Annotated in this window: 16 protein-coding genes and 1 tRNA gene; 13 read left to right on the top strand and 4 right to left on the bottom strand. The window is 66.0% G+C overall.

Annotated elements, in window-relative coordinates; genetic code table 11:
• Positions 1-53 precede the first annotated feature (53 nt).
• Positions 54-1,088 (bottom strand): substrate-binding domain-containing protein, encoded by a 1,035-nt coding sequence (locus tag ACF66B_RS06145; protein ID WP_111431829.1) that lies wholly within the window; start codon positions 1,086-1,088, stop codon positions 54-56.
• A 216-nt stretch (positions 1,089-1,304) separates the two neighbouring features.
• Here ACF66B_RS06145 and ACF66B_RS06140 point away from each other — a divergent pair, with 216 nt between their 5' ends.
• The 6 genes from ACF66B_RS06140 (at position 1,305) to ACF66B_RS06115 (ending at position 6,920) form a co-directional block, all read left to right on the top strand.
• Positions 1,305-1,730, top strand: a complete 426-nt coding sequence (locus ACF66B_RS06140; protein WP_111431828.1) for a heme-binding protein — start codon at positions 1,305-1,307, stop codon at positions 1,728-1,730.
• A gap of 180 nt (positions 1,731-1,910) precedes the next feature.
• Positions 1,911-2,504 (top strand): TetR/AcrR family transcriptional regulator, encoded by a 594-nt coding sequence (locus ACF66B_RS06135; protein WP_392664368.1) that lies wholly within the window; start codon positions 1,911-1,913, stop codon positions 2,502-2,504.
• Positions 2,486-3,478 (top strand): MDR family oxidoreductase, encoded by a 993-nt coding sequence (locus ACF66B_RS06130; protein WP_111431826.1) that lies wholly within the window; start codon positions 2,486-2,488, stop codon positions 3,476-3,478. The genes ACF66B_RS06135 and ACF66B_RS06130 overlap by 19 nt, the downstream gene beginning before the upstream one ends.
• 119 nt (positions 3,479-3,597) lie before the next feature.
• Positions 3,598-4,167, top strand: coding sequence for a peroxidase-related enzyme (locus tag ACF66B_RS06125; protein ID WP_111431825.1), 570 nt, complete (start codon positions 3,598-3,600; stop codon positions 4,165-4,167).
• Between the two features lie 222 nt (positions 4,168-4,389).
• Positions 4,390-5,835, top strand: coding sequence for a M10 family metallopeptidase C-terminal domain-containing protein (locus ACF66B_RS06120; RefSeq protein ID WP_111431824.1), 1,446 nt, complete (start codon positions 4,390-4,392; stop codon positions 5,833-5,835).
• A gap of 311 nt (positions 5,836-6,146) precedes the next feature.
• Entirely contained in the window at positions 6,147-6,920 is a 774-nt protein-coding gene (locus ACF66B_RS06115) for an L-iditol 2-dehydrogenase (protein WP_111431823.1), read from the top strand.
• A gap of 55 nt (positions 6,921-6,975) precedes the next feature.
• Here ACF66B_RS06115 and ACF66B_RS06110 read toward each other — a convergent pair whose 3' ends face one another.
• Positions 6,976-7,548, bottom strand: coding sequence for a tyrosine-protein phosphatase (locus tag ACF66B_RS06110; RefSeq protein WP_392664365.1), 573 nt, complete (start codon positions 7,546-7,548; stop codon positions 6,976-6,978).
• Between the two features lie 168 nt (positions 7,549-7,716).
• On the opposite strand from ACF66B_RS06110, the gene ACF66B_RS06105 reads away from it, so the two are divergent.
• The 3 genes from ACF66B_RS06105 to ACF66B_RS06095 all read left to right on the top strand — a co-directional run bounded on the left by ACF66B_RS06105 (position 7,717) and on the right by ACF66B_RS06095 (position 10,515).
• Complete coding sequence (locus ACF66B_RS06105) at positions 7,717-8,388, top strand: response regulator transcription factor (protein ID WP_111431821.1); 672 nt, start codon at positions 7,717-7,719, stop codon at positions 8,386-8,388.
• Positions 8,388-9,794: a HAMP domain-containing sensor histidine kinase gene (locus ACF66B_RS06100; protein WP_111431820.1), complete on the top strand. Its 1,407-nt coding sequence runs from the start codon at positions 8,388-8,390 to the stop codon at positions 9,792-9,794. The genes ACF66B_RS06105 and ACF66B_RS06100 overlap by 1 nt, the downstream gene beginning before the upstream one ends.
• Before the next feature lie 106 nt (positions 9,795-9,900).
• Entirely contained in the window at positions 9,901-10,515 is a 615-nt protein-coding gene (locus ACF66B_RS06095; RefSeq protein WP_162683437.1) for a cytochrome b/b6 domain-containing protein, read from the top strand.
• 100 nt (positions 10,516-10,615) lie between these two features.
• Here ACF66B_RS06095 and ACF66B_RS06090 read toward each other — a convergent pair.
• Positions 10,616-10,692, bottom strand: a tRNA-His gene (locus tag ACF66B_RS06090).
• 105 nt (positions 10,693-10,797) lie between these two features.
• Between ACF66B_RS06090 and ACF66B_RS06085 the strand changes: the two genes are divergently transcribed.
• A complete protein-coding gene (locus tag ACF66B_RS06085) occupies positions 10,798-11,040 on the top strand; it encodes a DUF6324 family protein (RefSeq protein WP_111431818.1) in 243 nt (80 codons plus the stop codon).
• Here the strand turns inward: ACF66B_RS06085 and ACF66B_RS06080 are convergent.
• Positions 11,037-11,507 carry an MmcB family DNA repair protein gene (locus tag ACF66B_RS06080; protein WP_111431817.1) on the bottom strand — a complete coding sequence of 157 codons (471 nt, stop codon included), beginning with the start codon at positions 11,505-11,507 and terminating at the stop codon, positions 11,037-11,039. The genes ACF66B_RS06085 and ACF66B_RS06080 overlap by 4 nt on opposite strands.
• A gap of 208 nt (positions 11,508-11,715) precedes the next feature.
• On the opposite strand from ACF66B_RS06080, the gene ctaD reads away from it, so the two are divergent.
• Genes ctaD through ACF66B_RS06065 form a run of 3 tightly spaced genes read left to right on the top strand, consistent with a single transcriptional unit; the run spans position 11,716 to position 14,590 of the window.
• Positions 11,716-13,362, top strand: coding sequence for a cytochrome c oxidase subunit I (ctaD, locus tag ACF66B_RS06075; protein WP_111431816.1), 1,647 nt, complete (start codon positions 11,716-11,718; stop codon positions 13,360-13,362).
• On the top strand, positions 13,359-13,970 hold the full coding sequence (locus tag ACF66B_RS06070) for a DUF2244 domain-containing protein (protein ID WP_392664360.1): 612 nt from the start codon (positions 13,359-13,361) through the stop codon (positions 13,968-13,970). The genes ctaD and ACF66B_RS06070 overlap by 4 nt, the downstream gene beginning before the upstream one ends.
• A 59-nt stretch (positions 13,971-14,029) precedes the next feature.
• Entirely contained in the window at positions 14,030-14,590 is a 561-nt protein-coding gene (locus ACF66B_RS06065) for a hypothetical protein (RefSeq protein WP_162683436.1), read from the top strand.
• The last annotated feature ends 6 nt before the right edge of the window (positions 14,591-14,596 follow it).

The following is a 14,596-nucleotide window of genomic DNA, read 5'->3' as shown; positions in this document are numbered from 1 at the left end:
TAACTGGATAACCGAATCAGTGGCGTTGTGTCAAACCGAAACCGGAGGAGGGTTCAGGCCGGGGGTGGAGCGGTTGATGCTCGCTCGATGAAGTCGAATGGAATGATCTTCTGGAGCGTTCCGATCGGCTTGCGGTTGATCGCACCGATCAGTGTGTCGGCAAGCGGTGCCCAGCTGTCGGCCAGAGGGGAGCGTGTGACCGTAAGTGCGGGGGCGAAGCTCTCGGGCGAAGCTGCAAGAATTGCGTCGTCATGCGCGATCACCGAGACATCCTCGGGCACGCGGAGCGAGAGCGACCCAAGCGCTTGATATACGCCCTTTGAAACCAACGTGTTACCACAAACTATCGCTGTTGGCGCGCGCGCTGGATCTCCGAACATCTGGATGGTTGCGGTCAGGCCGAGCGCTTCCGTCATGAACCCGTGGCGGATATGCGCGGGGTTCTCTTCGAGGCCGGCCTCGGCAAGGGCTCTGCGGAAACCGGCGAGCCGGAAGCGGCAGAATGCCAGCGGTTCCGGGCCGGAAATGAGCGCAATCCGTCGGTGGCCGAGTGCGGTGAGGTGGCTGGCCATCCGGTATGCCAAGCCCCGGTTGTCGACATCGACATAGGGGTAGGGTGGCTCCATCTCCCCCCGTCCGTGCACAACGAAGGGCACCTTGTGGGTGAGCAGGTGCTGGATTCGCAGGTCTTCCGGCAGCGGGTCGACGAGCACGAAGCCGTCGAGTGTCCCGCCCCGAAACAGGCGGTCATAGACCGGAATGATGTCTCCGGTGTCGGTTTCCGGGGTGAGATGCAGGACAAACTGAACATCCCGGGCGGAAAATGCCTCGGATAATCCGGTAACGGTTTCAAAGAATATGGTATTTTTTGCAATCCCCGGCAAATTCCGCGAAATGAACCCGACAACACCTGATCTTCCGGAAACTAGATTGCGTGCTGCTATATTTGGCGTGTAATTCAGAAGATCTGCAGCCTCCATAACCCGATCCCGGGTTTTCTTGCTTACATCAGGATAGCCATTGAGTGCGCGGCTTACCTGAGTGATTGACAGCCCGAGGTGGCGGCTGAGGTCCTTGAGGGTCGTCATGGGGCTTTTCCTGCAGTTTGTATGAGATGGTATACCATCTTCCCGGAGATCCAAAACCTTTCGGATATCAAGATATTCCAAAGCGTTTCGGGCGTTCTTTGGCGATCCTGGTTCGAGGGGCGGGGCGCCGCAGCCCCTTGCGATCCGCGCGGCTGTCGACTGAAGTGAGGGCGGGCCGCATCAAGCGGCCGGAGCCAACAGCCGGGAGGGAAGAGCATGTTGACGGTCAGGCGTCTCGACATTGCCGACGCGCGCAAGCTGATCGCGGGGGCGCGGGAAAGGGCGGATGCGATCGGTGTGCCAATGTGCATCGCGATTACCGACGAGAGCGGCGGCCTCGTCGCCTTCGAGCGGATGGACGGCGGCAAGGTCACGTCCAGCATCATCGCGATCGACAAGGCCTTCACCGCGGGCGGGGCGCGCAAGGCGACCCATGAATACGGGGCGGCGAGCCAGCCCGGTGCTCCGGCCTATGGTATCGCCTCCGCGATCAATGGCCGGCTCATGGTCGTGGGCGGCGGCTTGCCGGTGATCGTCGACGGCGAATGCGTCGGGGGTATCGGCGTGTCCTCCGGAACACCGGATCAGGACCGCGAGGTCGCGCAGGCGGGCATCGACGCCTTTCTTTCCGGACTGACCTGAGCGGGCGCGCGAGGCAGTTCCGCTGCCCGGACGTGCGGCTGAAAGGGCCGTGCGTTTCCGTTTTACTTTTATAGACGATCGGTCTATTAATTCGCCATGAACCAGAACACCCCCGTGCGACCCCGCCGCGGCCGTCCGCCAAAACCAGAGGGCCAGAGGCAGGCCATACGCGATCAGCTCTTGAGTTGCGGCGTCGCGACGCTGACCGAGAAAGGCTTCGCTGCGGTCGGGATCGATGAGATCCTCCGGGCCGCCGGCGTGCCGAAGGGGTCCTTCTACTACTATTTCGACAGCAAGGAGGCCTTTGGCAGCGCGCTCATTGCCGCCTATGGCACCTATTTCGCGCGGAAGCTCGATCGCTGTTTCGGGGATGAGACACGGCCGCCGCTCGCGCGGCTCGCAACCTTTGTCGAGGAGGCAAAGGCCGGCATGGCGCGCTTCAACTACCGCCGCGGCTGCCTGATCGGCAATCTCGGCCAGGAAATGGGCGCATTGCCGGAGTCCTTTCGCGCGCAGCTCGGCGCCGTCTTCGACGATTGGCAGGCGCGTACGGCCGCCTGCCTTCGCGCCGCACAGGCACAGGGGGAAATCCCCGCCGGTGAAGACTGCGATCGACTGGCGAAGATGTTCTGGATCGGATGGGAGGGGGCAGTGCTCCGCGCCAAGCTTGAGCGCAGCGCGGAGCCCCTAGACATATTTGCGCAAGGCTTCCTGTCGGCCCTGCGCGTTCAAAGACCGCAAACGGGGGAAATGCAATGTTCAAGGGAATCCTGATCGAAAAGGGCGATGCGGGCCAGTCGGCCACGCTGACGGAGATCGGCGAGGACGCACTGATGGAAGGCGACGTGACCGTCGATGTTGCCTTCTCGACGCTCAACTACAAGGATGCGCTCGCCATCACCGGAAAGGGGCCGATCGTCCGGCGCTTTCCCATGGTGCCTGGCATCGACTTCGCGGGCATCGTGAGCGCGTCTGATAACCCGGAGTATGCCGTCGGTGACCGCGTGGTGCTGAACGGCTGGGGTGTCGGCGAGGGCCATTGGGGCGGGCTCGCCGGCAAGGCACGGGTGCGCGGCGACTGGCTGGTCCCGCTTCAGGCGCCCTTCAGCCTGCGCGAAGCCATGGCCATCGGCACGGCGGGCTATACCGCGATGCTCTGCGTGATCGCGCTGGAAAAGAATGGCGTGACGCCCGACAAGGGCGAGATTCTGGTTACCGGCGCTGCGGGGGGTGTCGGCAGTGTTGCCGTGGCATTGCTTGCGAAGCTTGGCTTCCAGGTCGTGGCGATGACCGGCCGCCCGGAGGAGGCCACCTATCTCAAGGGCCTGGGAGCGCAGGAGATCATCGGCCGCGAGGGGTTCACCAGCCCCGGCCGCCCGCTTGCAAAGGAGCGCTGGGCGGGTGCCGTGGATGTGGTCGGCGGCCATGTTCTGGCCAATGTTCTGGCGGGCGTGAAGCGGAGTGGCGCTGTTGCGGCCTGCGGCCTTGCGGGCGGAATGGATCTTCCGACGACCGTTGCCCCCTTCATCCTGCGCGGCGTGACACTTGCGGGCGTCGACAGCGTGATGTGCCCGCGGGAGGAACGGCTCGAGGCCTGGCGGCGGCTTGCGAGCGATCTCGATCCCGGGCTTCTGGCTGAACTCACCCAGGAGGTAAGCCTCGACGGCGCAATTGAGGCCGCCGGGGAACTGATTGCGGGCCAGATCCGTGGCCGTATCGTCGTTCCGGTCAATCCCGAGCTCGGCTGAGCAACCGGGCGGCCGAAGCGCCGCCCGGACCATCCTCATGTGTCGCATGGCGACTGCAGAGCCGCGGTATCCCCCTTTCCATGATGGGATACCGCCCCATTTTTTCAGGACCCTTTCAGATGACCGACCATCCCGTCAGCCGGTTTCCGGTGCCCGCACTTGCCGACATGCCCGAAGATATTCGCGAGCGGATCCTGGCAGTGCAGGAAAAGTCCGGCTTCGTGCCCAACGTCTTTCTGGTTCTCGCGCATCGGCCGGACGAGTTCCGGGCGTTCTTTGCCTATCACGACGCGCTGATGGAGCGGCCGGGGAACCTCACGAAGGCCGAGCGCGAGATGATCGTCGTGGCCACCAGCACCGTCAATCAATGCCAGTATTGCGTGGTCGCTCATGGCGCTATCCTACGGATTCGAGCCAAGAATCCGCTGATCGCGGATCAGGTGGCGGTGAATTTTCGCAAGGCGGATATCACGGAGCGGCAGAAGGCGATGCTCGAGTTTGCGATGAAGGTTTCGCAGCGGGCGCATGAGGTGGGGGATGCGGATTTCGCGGCACTTGAGGCGCATGGATTCGATCGGGAGGATATCTGGGATATTGCTGGAATCTCTGCATTTTTCGGACTGTCGAACCGTATGGCGAACGTGACCAGCATGCGCCCGAACGACGAATTCTACAGCATGGCGCGCTGAGGCGGGGCACGCGGATCGGCGGTATGGATTCCGTATGGAATCGATATGGAATCCATATGGCAATCATATGGCAACGCCGGTCCGGCCCTGGTCTCTGATATCGCCTTCCGCGCGACTTCGAGGTGCGTATAACGATCTGGCCCGACTCTCCTGTTTCTGAGACCATCCGGCGGTTTTGACGATTTACCGATTTCCGGATCAGGGTTTTGTGGGGAGTGGGCGATGCCTTCACCAGTACAAACGATACTTACGGAAAACTTCTTCATCGACGCGATACTCGACGGCGGCATCCGGTGGCCGGGGCGCGGTGTCGTTCCGCTGACGGTGCATGTGGCGGGAGATGTCATGGCGCGGGGTGTCGACCGCGTGCACGGCTGGGAGCTTGCCGCCCTTGCCGCCGGGACCGAAGCCTGGGAGCGCGTGGCGCAGGTGGACTTCGAGTTCGTCGATCCCCCCGGTCGCACGGCTGCATTCCGGATCGAGATCGGCCCGCGGGAGAACTTCGAGTATCTGGACGACGATACCATCGCGTTTCAGGAGACGCCCTCCCTGCTCGGCTACACCTATCCGGGGCAGGTTTTCGGCGGCTACATTCGCGACAGCTTTGGCTGGAGCGAAGCGGGAACGCGGCCGGGCGGCTATGGCTTTCTAGTGATTCTTCACGAGCTTGGGCACGGCCTGGGCCTTGCGCATCCATTTGACAGTGGCCCGAGCGGGGAGTCCGGCGTTCTTGGCGAAACCTGGGAGATCTCCTCCGCTGCCACGGTGATGGCCTATGCAGACTGGGACTTCGATCCGCGAACCGGCTATCTCGACCTTCGGGCGACATGGGATCGCGCCGGGCCGCCGCCGCAGGATTTCGGACAGTTCCTCACGCCTGATCCGCTCGATATCGCGGCGATACAGCATCTTTATGGCGCCAATACCGCAGGTGCCGTGGCCGATGGTGATGGCGACGGGCGGGCCGAGGATATCTACTGGCTTCCGGCCGTGGACGGGCCCGGCGTGGGCTGGGCGACGCTCTGGGATACCGGCGGCATCGACTGGATCCGGTATTCCGGGCCGCTCGACTGCCAGATCTCGCTCGCGCCCTTCGTCTTCGATCAAGGCGCCGTCCGGATCGGCGGGATCAGCCAGGTCCGGGGCGTTCACGGCGGCTTCATGATTGCCGACGACTTCACCAAGGTACTGTGGCGGGATCAGGAAGGCTTTCGCGGCGTTCTGATCGAGAATGCAGCCGGGGGGAGCGGCGCCGACGGGATCGAGGGCAACAGCATGGCGAACCGTCTGTTCGGCGGTGCGGGGCCGGACGGGGTTTTCGGGCGCGGCGGCGCGGATGCGCTGTTCGGCGGGCGGGGCAACGATGTGCTGGAAGGCGGGCGCGGCCGCGACAGGCTCGACGGCGGGCTGGGCCGCGACCTGCTGACCGGCGGGCACGGGAGCGACCTCTTCGTGTTTTCCTCCGGATCGGGGACGGACCGAATCGCCGATTTCGGCGAGGGGGACCGGATCGATCTCCGGCGCCATGCGGAGGCCACGAGCGTCGAGGCGGTGCTGGCCGCGGCCCGGGACACGGCGGGCGGGGTGCGTCTCGCCCTCGGGGAGGATCGGCTTTTCCTCGACGGGATCGGGCTCGAGGCGCTCGGCGCGGAGGATTTCCTGCTCTGATGGCGGCTGCGGTGCGCGAAGGTGGTCCGGCAGGCCGAGAGGGCCGTGCAATCATCTCGCGCATGGAGTTATCCTGAACCGGACTGAGGGCCGGGCGGCCGGTGCCGCCGCAGCAGGGGCTGCGCTGCAAGGAATGCCGCAATCCGGTCCTTCAGCGCCGGAGGGGGAGGAAATGGAGCGTCGGAAGATCCGCCTTGCGGAAATCCTTGTCCTATGGCCGGCGCGCTCGCGCTCGACCATGGCGATGCGCTCCGGCTCACCCTCTCCGCCGACAGCTTCCACCGTTTCAAAGAAGAAGGACTGCGTATCCAATGAAACGCCTTGACGGAAAATCCACGCTCGTCACCGGTGCCGCCCGCGGCCTCGGAAAGGCCTTCGCCGCGCGTTATGTCGCCGAAGGTGCCACGGTCGCGATCGGCGATATCAATTTCGAGGCCGCAGAGGCCGCCGCTGCCGAGATCGGCGACGGCGCCTATGCCGTGAAAATCGACGTTGCGCGGCAGGAGAGCATAGATGCCGCCATCGCCGCGGTGGTCGAGAAGGCGGGCAAGCTCGACATCCTCATCAACAATGCAGCCCTTTTCGATGCCGACAACATCGTCGACATCACGCGCGAGAGCTATGACCGGCTCTATGCCGTCAATGTTGGCGGCACGCTCTTCACGATGCAGGCGGCGGCGCGGCAGATGATCGCGCAGGGCCACGGTGGCAAGATCATCAACATGGCGAGCCAGGCCGGGCGGCGCGGCGAGAGCCTCGTTGCGGTCTACTGTTCGACCAAGGCGGCGGTGATCTCGCTTACCCAGTCGGCCGGGCTCAACCTCATCCAGCACGGTATCAACGTGAACGCCATCGCGCCGGGCGTGGTGGATGGGGAGCACTGGGATCATGTGGACGCGATGTTTGCGAGGCTCGAGGGCAAGGCACCGGGCCAGAAGAAGGCCGAGGTCGCCGCGGGCGTGCCCTTCGGGCGCTTCGCGAAGCCCGAGGATCTTACCGGCATGGCGGTTTTCCTCGCGAGCAGCGAGGCCGACTACATCCTCGCGCAGACCTACAATGTCGATGGCGGCCAGTGGATGAGCTGAGAAGCCGGGCACGGGGCCGCAGCTCTCTCGCAACCCGGCCCCCGGCTGGCCTTTCTCAACTCCCCTCGAAGCCGAGCGAGGCTTCGAGCCGTTCCCAGGTCTGGTCCATCGGCCAGGCCTGCGAGAACGGCAGTGCGACATGGCCGAAGCGGAAGGAGAGCTGCGCTTCCGCGGTTTCCTCGTCATCGCCGTCGATCGCGGCGAGATAGAGCGCGGCCGCGAGCCCCGTGCGGTCGGACCCCGCGTGGCAGTGGATCAGGATCGGCTTCGGCAGGCTCCGCATCAGCGCGACCAGCTCGGCCAGCCGCTCGGGCGGGGGCACCGCGCTTGCCGACATGGCGAAATCGGCATGGACCGGGCCCTTCTGCCGGGCCATCGCCGTCTCGGCAATCCACCAGTCTTCGGTCTCGCTGCGTCCGCGCAGGTTCAGGATGCTCGCGATGCGCTCGCGGTCGATCACCCTGGCAAGCTGGTCGGGGGCAAGCTGCGCAGAGCGGTAGAGCTCACCCCGGCGGACCTCGTGCACATTGCCGGTGACCTGGAGCCAGGCGGCCCAGCCGAGGGCAGCGACAAGCAGGGCGGCAAGGCCGGTGCCCGCAAGGGCCAGTCTCCAACGCAATCGCTTCACTTGCCTACACTCCCCGGCGGAACCGGGAGCGGCCCCGCGCCAGCCCATAGCGCAGGTGCCGCGCCGCTGCACTTTACAAATCGGCAAGGTTCCGGACAGGCAGACATTGCTTCATCTTGCCGTAAGCTGCGGCGGGCAGGCTGGTGCGAGGCGCCGAGGAGGGCAGACGTGAAGATACTTGTGGTGGAGGATGACCCGGAGACCGGGGACTATCTGCGCAAGGGGTTGCTTGGCGAGGGCCATGCCGTCGATCTCGTTGCCGAGGGGCGCGAGGCGCTGGCGCAGGCGACGCTGCACGGCTACGAGCTCATCATTCTCGACCGGATGATGCCGGGGCTCGACGGGCTCTCGATCCTCCGCGCGCTGCGGGCGGCGCAGATCCGCACGCCGGTGATCCTGCTCACCGCGATGGGGAACGTCGAGGACCGTGTCGCGGGGCTCCGGGCGGGGGCGGACGACTACATGGTCAAGCCCTTCGCCTTCGTCGAGCTGCTGGCGCGGATGGACACGATCTCGCGCCGGCCGGTGCTGAAGGAGGAGGTGACGCAGCTGACGGTTGGCGATCTCACGCTCGATCTGCTCGCCCGCGAGGCCTGGCGCGAGGGGCGTCGGATCGAGCTCCAGCCGCGGGAATTCCTGCTCCTGCGCCACTTCATGGAGCGCCCCGGACGGGTGCAGACCCGGACGATCCTGCTCGAGGCGGTCTGGGGCATCCATTTCGATCCCAGGACCAGCGTGGTCGAGACCCATATCAGCCGGCTCCGGAGCAAGATCGACAAGCCCTTCGCCAAGGCCCATCTCCAGACGCTCCATGGCGTCGGCTACGTGTTTCAGCCGTGATGCGCGCCCGCGGCCGCGCGCTCTCGTCCTCCACGCGCTTCGCGCTCGCCGTCTCCGTCGTCTTCATCGCGACGGCAATTCTCATGGGCGCGGTGATCTATATCCAGCAGTCCTCCGAGGAGAAGCTGCGGCTCCAGCGCGATGTCGAGCGCACTGTCGAGGGGCTGAGCGTGATGGCGGGGCAGGACGACCTCGAGGATCTGCACTACCAGCTCGCCGCCGAGGTCGCGGCGTCGCAGGACGGCGAGGTTCTGGTGGCCTTCATCGACGCCGCCACCGGCCGGCGGGAGGGCAATTTCGAGCCGAAGGAGCCCTTCACCGGACCGCGCGAGCTGCGCCCCGGGGTGGATTTCTCCAGTCCGCATGTCGCGGCAGGGAAGGAAGACGAGCGCTACTTCGCCTATGGGCGCCGGGTGCCGCGCGGCTGGCTGATGGCGGCGCGTGACGACCGGGTGCTCGACGAGAACCGCGCGATCCTCTTCCGCAACCTCGCCACCGGCCTCAGCCTCGCCATCGCGCTGTCTGCGGGGCTCGCGCTCTGGATCGCCTGGCGCAACGACGCGCGCATCGCCCGGATGGAGACGGTGCTTCAGGCGGTGGGGGATGGCGATCCCTCGCTCCGGATCCGCGAGCAGGGCGATGACGATCTCGCCCGGCTGGCCCGCCGGGTGGATGCAACGCTCGACCGGCTCGAAACCGGGGTTGCGGCGCTGCGCCAGGTGACGACCGATGTCGCCCATGACCTGCGGGCGCCGCTCGCCCGCCTGCGCCTGCGCCTCGAGCCGCTCGCGCTCGGGCCGGAGCTGCCCGACGCCGCGCGGCGGGAGATCGGCGATGCGCTCGACGATCTCGACGGCATCTCGGCGAGCTTCGATGCGATCCTCCGGCTTTCCCGGATGCAGGCGGGCATGGTCGAGCCGCACCGGGAGCCGGTCGATCTCGGCGAGCTTGCCGCAGGGCTTCACGAGATGCTCCTGCCGGTGGCGGAGGATCTCGGCGACACGCTCTGCCTCGCAGCGCCGGCGGCGCCGGTCGTCGTGCAGGGCGATCACATGCTGCTCCAGCAGGCGGTGACGAACCTCGTCGAGAATGCGCTCCGGCATTGCCCGGCCCCGGCGCGGATCGAGATCGCGGTGTCCGGCGGGCCGGGTGGGGCGGAGATTTCCGTCCGCGACGACGGGCCGGGCATCCCCGAGGACCAGCGCCACAGGGTGCTCGAGCGCTTCGTGCGGCTCGACCAGAGCCGGCATACGCCGGGCTCGGGGCTGGGGCTCGCGCTCGTCGCGGCGATCGCCGGGCTCCATGACGCCGATCTGCGGCTGGAGGATGCCCGGCCCGGGCTGCGGGCGCGGCTGGTCTTTCCACCGGGAGACGCGCGGCGCGCGAGGGATCTTACGGATTTGTAAGAGCGCCCGAAGGTATTCGGGGGATCGTGGCCCCATATCTTGCGGCAGGCCCGCTTTTGCGCCGGGCACCCCTGTTGTCCCGCCCTTTCCGGAAGGATCACGCACCATGACCGCCTACGCCGACGCCACGACTGCCGAGACCGCTTCGCGCCACACGCGGGTAACGCGGCTTGTCCACATGGGCCTTGCCATCACCATCATCATCCAGCTCGCGACGAGCCTCGTGATGTCGGGGCCGGGCGAGACGCGGCCGGGGGATGCGCTCTTCCAGCTCCACCGGCTGAGCGGTTTCGGCGCGGCGTTCTTCGCGCTGATGTTCTGGCTCGTGCTCCTGCTCCGCCAGCGCGGCACCGCGATCGGCGCGCTCTTTCCCTGGCTCTCGGGGCCGCGGCTCCGGGCGCTGCGCGAGGATGTGGTGGTGCATGTCCGCTCCGCGATGCGCTTCCGCCTGCCGGAGTACGAGCCGGGCTCGCCGCTTGCCTCGGCCGTCCATGGGCTCGGCCTCATGCTGATGAGCGCGATGGCCGGCAGCGGGCTCATCTATGCCATCCAGGTCTGGGCCGGGCAGTCGGCCGAGCCGGACGGGATGTGGGTGATGCAGATCCATTTCGCGCTGGCAAACCTCGTCTGGGTCTACCTTATCGGCCATGCGGGCCTCGGCCTTATCCATCACTACATGCGCACGATGCGCCTGTCGGAAATGTGGTCGTTCCGGGGCTGAGCCGAGGCGCGACGCGGTTGCATCCCGAGGGTGCGGCCGCCTGCGTCGCAAGCGACTCGGGAGGGGCCTGTCTGTCGCCTGGCTGAAATGTCTGGAAGCGTGGTACCGACGCCCCGGCTCGAACGGGGGACCCCCAGATCCACAATCTGGTGCTCTAACCTACTGAGCTACGTCGGCTCCGGCGCACCCGATAGCGGGCATGAACCGCAAATGCAAGTCCCACTTGCCTCTCATGGGCCAGTTTCTCTAGAACAACTCGGCACCGAGCAGAGGAATCCTTCCATGGGCATCGACCGCGAAAGCGACATCGCCGCCAGTCTCCAGATCGGGCCGACATCGCTCGGCATGGTTCGGCTCTATATCGAGACCGATCAGGTCGAACTGCCGCTCGACTTCGATCCCGACGAGGCGGAGGAAATCGCCGAGGAATTCCTTGCCGCCGCCCGACGCGCCCGCGCCATGGCGGCCGAAGGCAAGGGGCAGGCGCCGAAGCCCGGCACCGGCAAGGGCGGCAAGAAGCGCTAGAGCTGCACCGCGGCGGGAAGGCCGGGGTCGGTGAGGCCCTGAAGCCGTGCGGCTGCGGTGCGGGCGAAGCGCTGGGTGAGCGCCTTGCGCCGGGCGCCCGCGAGCGGTGTCGTTTCCGGCCAGCGGGCGATCTCGGCGTCATAGGCATCGGCGAGGATGAGGCCGGTCTCCTCCGGCAGCAGCTCGACGGGAAAGCTCTCCTCCACCGCCCAGAAGAAGCGGTCGCACCAGGGCAGGTAGCCCTGCCACTTGCGGTCGGTGCGGAAATCCTCGCGGCCCGACTTGCATTCCACGATCCAGACCTCGCCCTTCGGGCCGAGCGCGATCACATCGACCCGGAGCCCCGGCGCGGGCACGAATTCGCAGATCGAGGCGAATCCGTGATGCACGAGATGGCGTTGCACGCCGCGGGCGATTCGCTGGCCCGGCAGCAGTTCGGCGAGGTCGGAGAGGGCCGGGCTGTCCATGTTCCCTATTTGTGCGCATCGCGCCTGTCCGGTCAAGCCGCAGATTGAAATGCCTGCATCTGAATGTATCATCGGCAAGCCGCGACGAAGGTGCTGGTGCACGAGACTTGTAGCCTGCGCCGCGGGAGGCTAGACAGATTCCAAACTAGGACAACCCCGCCTCCCTGGGCGGCGAGGGGCGAACCAACAGGGCTGCGAGGAGACACATATGGCTGATGCCGCCATCCACTCCCATCACGATCATGCGAAGCCGGGCTTCTTCACCCGCTGGTTCATGTCGACGAACCACAAGGACATCGGGATCCTCTATCTCGTGACGGCTGCGATCGTCGGCCTGATCTCGGTGGGCTTCACGATGTACATGCGGCTGGAGCTCATGCATCCGGGCGTGCAGTACATGCTCATCGATGGCGAGCCGAACGGCCATATCTGGAACGTGCTCATCACCGCCCATGGCGTGCTGATGATGTTCTTCGTGGTGATTCCCGCGCTCTTCGGCGGGTTCGGCAACTACTTCATGCCGTTGATGATCGGCGCGCCGGACATGGCCTTCCCGCGCATGAACAACCTGAGCTACTGGCTCTACGTCGCGGGCTGCTCGCTCGCGGTGGTCTCGCTCTTCGTGCCCGGCGGCAACGGCCTCCATGGCTCGGGCGTCGGCTGGGTGCTCTATCCGCCGCTTTCGACCACCGAGTCCGGCATGTCGATGGATTTCGCGATCTTCGCCGTCCATCTCTCGGGCGCCTCCTCGATCCTCGGCGCGATCAACATCATCACCACCTTCCTCAACATGCGCGCCCCGGGCATGACGCTGCACAAGGTGCCGCTCTTCCCGTGGTCGATCATGGTCACCGCGTTCATGATCCTGCTCGCCCTTCCGGTGCTGGCGGGCGCGATCACCATGCTGCTCACCGACCGCAACTTCGGCACCGCCTTCTTCGCGCCGGCCGAGGGTGGGGACCCGATCCTCTACCAGCACATCCTGTGGTTCTTCGGCCACCCGGAAGTCTACATCATCATCGTGCCGGGCTTCGGGATCGTCTCCCATGTGATCTCGACCTTCTCGCGCAAGCCGATCTTCGGCTACCTGCCGATGGTCTATGCGATGATCGCGATCGGCGCGCTCGGCTTCGTGGTCTGGGCCCACCACATGTATACGGTCGGCCTCACCACCACGCAGCAGGCCTACTTCATGCTCGCGACCATGGTGATCGCCGTGCCCACCGGCATCAAGATCTTCAGCTGGATCGCGACGATGTGGGGCGGCTCGGTGGAGTTCAAGACGCCGATGCTCTGGGCGATGGGCTTCCTCTTCCTCTTCACCGTGGGCGGCGTGACCGGCGTCGTGCTCTCCCAGGCCGCCGTCGACCGCGCCTATCACGACACCTACTACGTGGTGGCGCATTTCCACTACGTGATGAGCCTTGGCGCCGTCTTCTGCATCTTCGCGGGCATCTACTACTGGTTCTCGAAGATGACCGGGAAAAGCTATCCGGAATGGGCCGGCAAGGTGCATTTCTGGATGATGTTCATCGGCGCGAACCTCACCTTCTTCCCGCAGCACTTCCTCGGCCGTCAGGGCATGCCGCGGCGCTACATGGACTATCCCGAGCAGTTCGCGCTCTGGAACTACGTCTCGTCCCTCGGCGCCTTCCTCTCCGGGCTCTCGTTCCTCTTCTTCTTCGGGGTGATGTTCTACTCGCTCCGCTACGGCAAGAAGGTGACCGACCCGCAGTACTGGGGCCCGCAGCCCGACGCGACGCTGGAATGGACGCTCTCCAACCCGCCGCCCGAGCACACGTTCGAGACCCTACCGACGCCGGACATGTGGGACCATCGGGACACTGCCCATTGAGCCGCACGCGGATCCCGCGGAACGACACCGGAGAGGCAGGCGCGCAAGCGCCTGCCTCTCTCGATTCCGGCCCCGGAAATTTCGCGGGCCGCCCCTATGCCCGGACCGACGCGCCGGTCTTCCGCATCAGCCTCTGGCCGCACCGTTCGCTCGGGGCCAAGGGAGCCGGCATCGTCATCGCGCTCGCCGCGACGGGCCTCTCCCTGCCGCTCTTCGGGCTTCTGGGCAGCCGCGCGGCCTGGGGGATGCTGCCCTTTCTCGTCGCGGTGCTGCTGGCGCTCTACTGGGCCTTCCGGCGCAGCCATGCCGATGCCCGGCTCTCCGAGGAGCTCTGCCTCTGGCCGGATCTCATCACCGTGGAGCGCCACGAGCCGCGGGGCGGCGTGCGGCGCTGGCATGCGAACCCGTTCTGGGTCGAGATCCGCCTCCGGGACGATGGGCCGATCGAAAAATACCTCACGCTGCGCGGCAACGGCCGCGAGATCGAGGTCGGCGCCTTCCTTGCGCCCTGGGAGCGCGAGGCGCTCTACCGCGACCTGCTCGATGCCTTTGCGCGGGCCCGGGCGCTGGATGCCGGGCCGGCACCCGGACCGGCGGGAAATCGCTGACAGCCGCGATCCGGGTCGTTATAGTCCCGCCGCAGTTGCAGATGCGGGAGATTAACGTCTTGAAAACCTTAACGCTTGCTGTGCTGGCCACCTTGGCCATTCAGGGGCCCGCCCATGCGGATGAATTCACCGATGTGATCGACAGCGCGCTTGCGGCCTATGCCGATGGCGATATCGCCGGGGCGAGCGAGGATCTCGACTATGCCACGAAGATCCTGGCCGAGAAGCGCTCCTCGGCGCTGTCGGGCTTCCTGCCGGAGGCGCTGCCGGGCTGGGAGCGCGAGGATGCCGATGGCGAGGGAATGGGCATGGGCATGGCGATGTTTGGCGGCGGCACCTCGGCGGCGGCGACCTATTCCAATGCCGATGGCGATATCACCATCACGCTGGTGACCGATTCGCCGATGGTGGCGAGCCTCGGCGCGATGTTCTCGGGCCTCTCCGCCGCGGCGGGCGCCAAGCCCCTCCGCATCCAGCGGGTGCAGTTCGTCGACAATGACGGCGAGCTTCAGGGCATCATCGACAACCGGATCCTGGTGACGGTGGGCGGCAGCGCCTCGATCGAGAGCAAGAAGGCCTATCTGGAGGCGATGGATTTCAACGCCATCAAGGACTACTGAGGCGTC

The organism is Amaricoccus sp. B4 (assembly GCF_043226085.1).
GTDB lineage: Bacteria > Pseudomonadota > Alphaproteobacteria > Rhodobacterales > Rhodobacteraceae > Amaricoccus.
This window is presented reverse-complemented; position numbering and strand designations above follow the sequence as displayed.

What these genes read in the sequence shown, in the direction of transcription:
- ACF66B_RS06125 (WP_111431825.1), top strand. Translation starts at nt 3,598, where the DNA reads ATGACCGACCATCCCGTCAGCCGGTTTCCGGTGCCCGCACTTGCCGAC.
- ACF66B_RS06085 (WP_111431818.1), top strand. Translation starts at nt 10,798, where the DNA reads ATGGGCATCGACCGCGAAAGCGACATCGCCGCCAGTCTCCAGATCGGG.
- ACF66B_RS06115 (WP_111431823.1), top strand. Translation starts at nt 6,147, where the DNA reads ATGAAACGCCTTGACGGAAAATCCACGCTCGTCACCGGTGCCGCCCGC.
- ACF66B_RS06080 (WP_111431817.1), bottom strand. Translation starts at nt 11,507, where the DNA reads ATGGACAGCCCGGCCCTCTCCGACCTCGCCGAACTGCTGCCGGGCCAG.
- ACF66B_RS06100 (WP_111431820.1), top strand. Translation starts at nt 8,388, where the DNA reads ATGCGCGCCCGCGGCCGCGCGCTCTCGTCCTCCACGCGCTTCGCGCTC.
- ACF66B_RS06120 (WP_111431824.1), top strand. Translation starts at nt 4,390, where the DNA reads ATGCCTTCACCAGTACAAACGATACTTACGGAAAACTTCTTCATCGAC.
- ACF66B_RS06140 (WP_111431828.1), top strand. Translation starts at nt 1,305, where the DNA reads ATGTTGACGGTCAGGCGTCTCGACATTGCCGACGCGCGCAAGCTGATC.
- ctaD (WP_111431816.1), top strand. Translation starts at nt 11,716, where the DNA reads ATGGCTGATGCCGCCATCCACTCCCATCACGATCATGCGAAGCCGGGC.
- ACF66B_RS06130 (WP_111431826.1), top strand. Translation starts at nt 2,486, where the DNA reads ATGTTCAAGGGAATCCTGATCGAAAAGGGCGATGCGGGCCAGTCGGCC.
- ACF66B_RS06095 (WP_162683437.1), top strand. Translation starts at nt 9,901, where the DNA reads ATGACCGCCTACGCCGACGCCACGACTGCCGAGACCGCTTCGCGCCAC.
- ACF66B_RS06145 (WP_111431829.1), bottom strand. Translation starts at nt 1,088, where the DNA reads ATGACGACCCTCAAGGACCTCAGCCGCCACCTCGGGCTGTCAATCACT.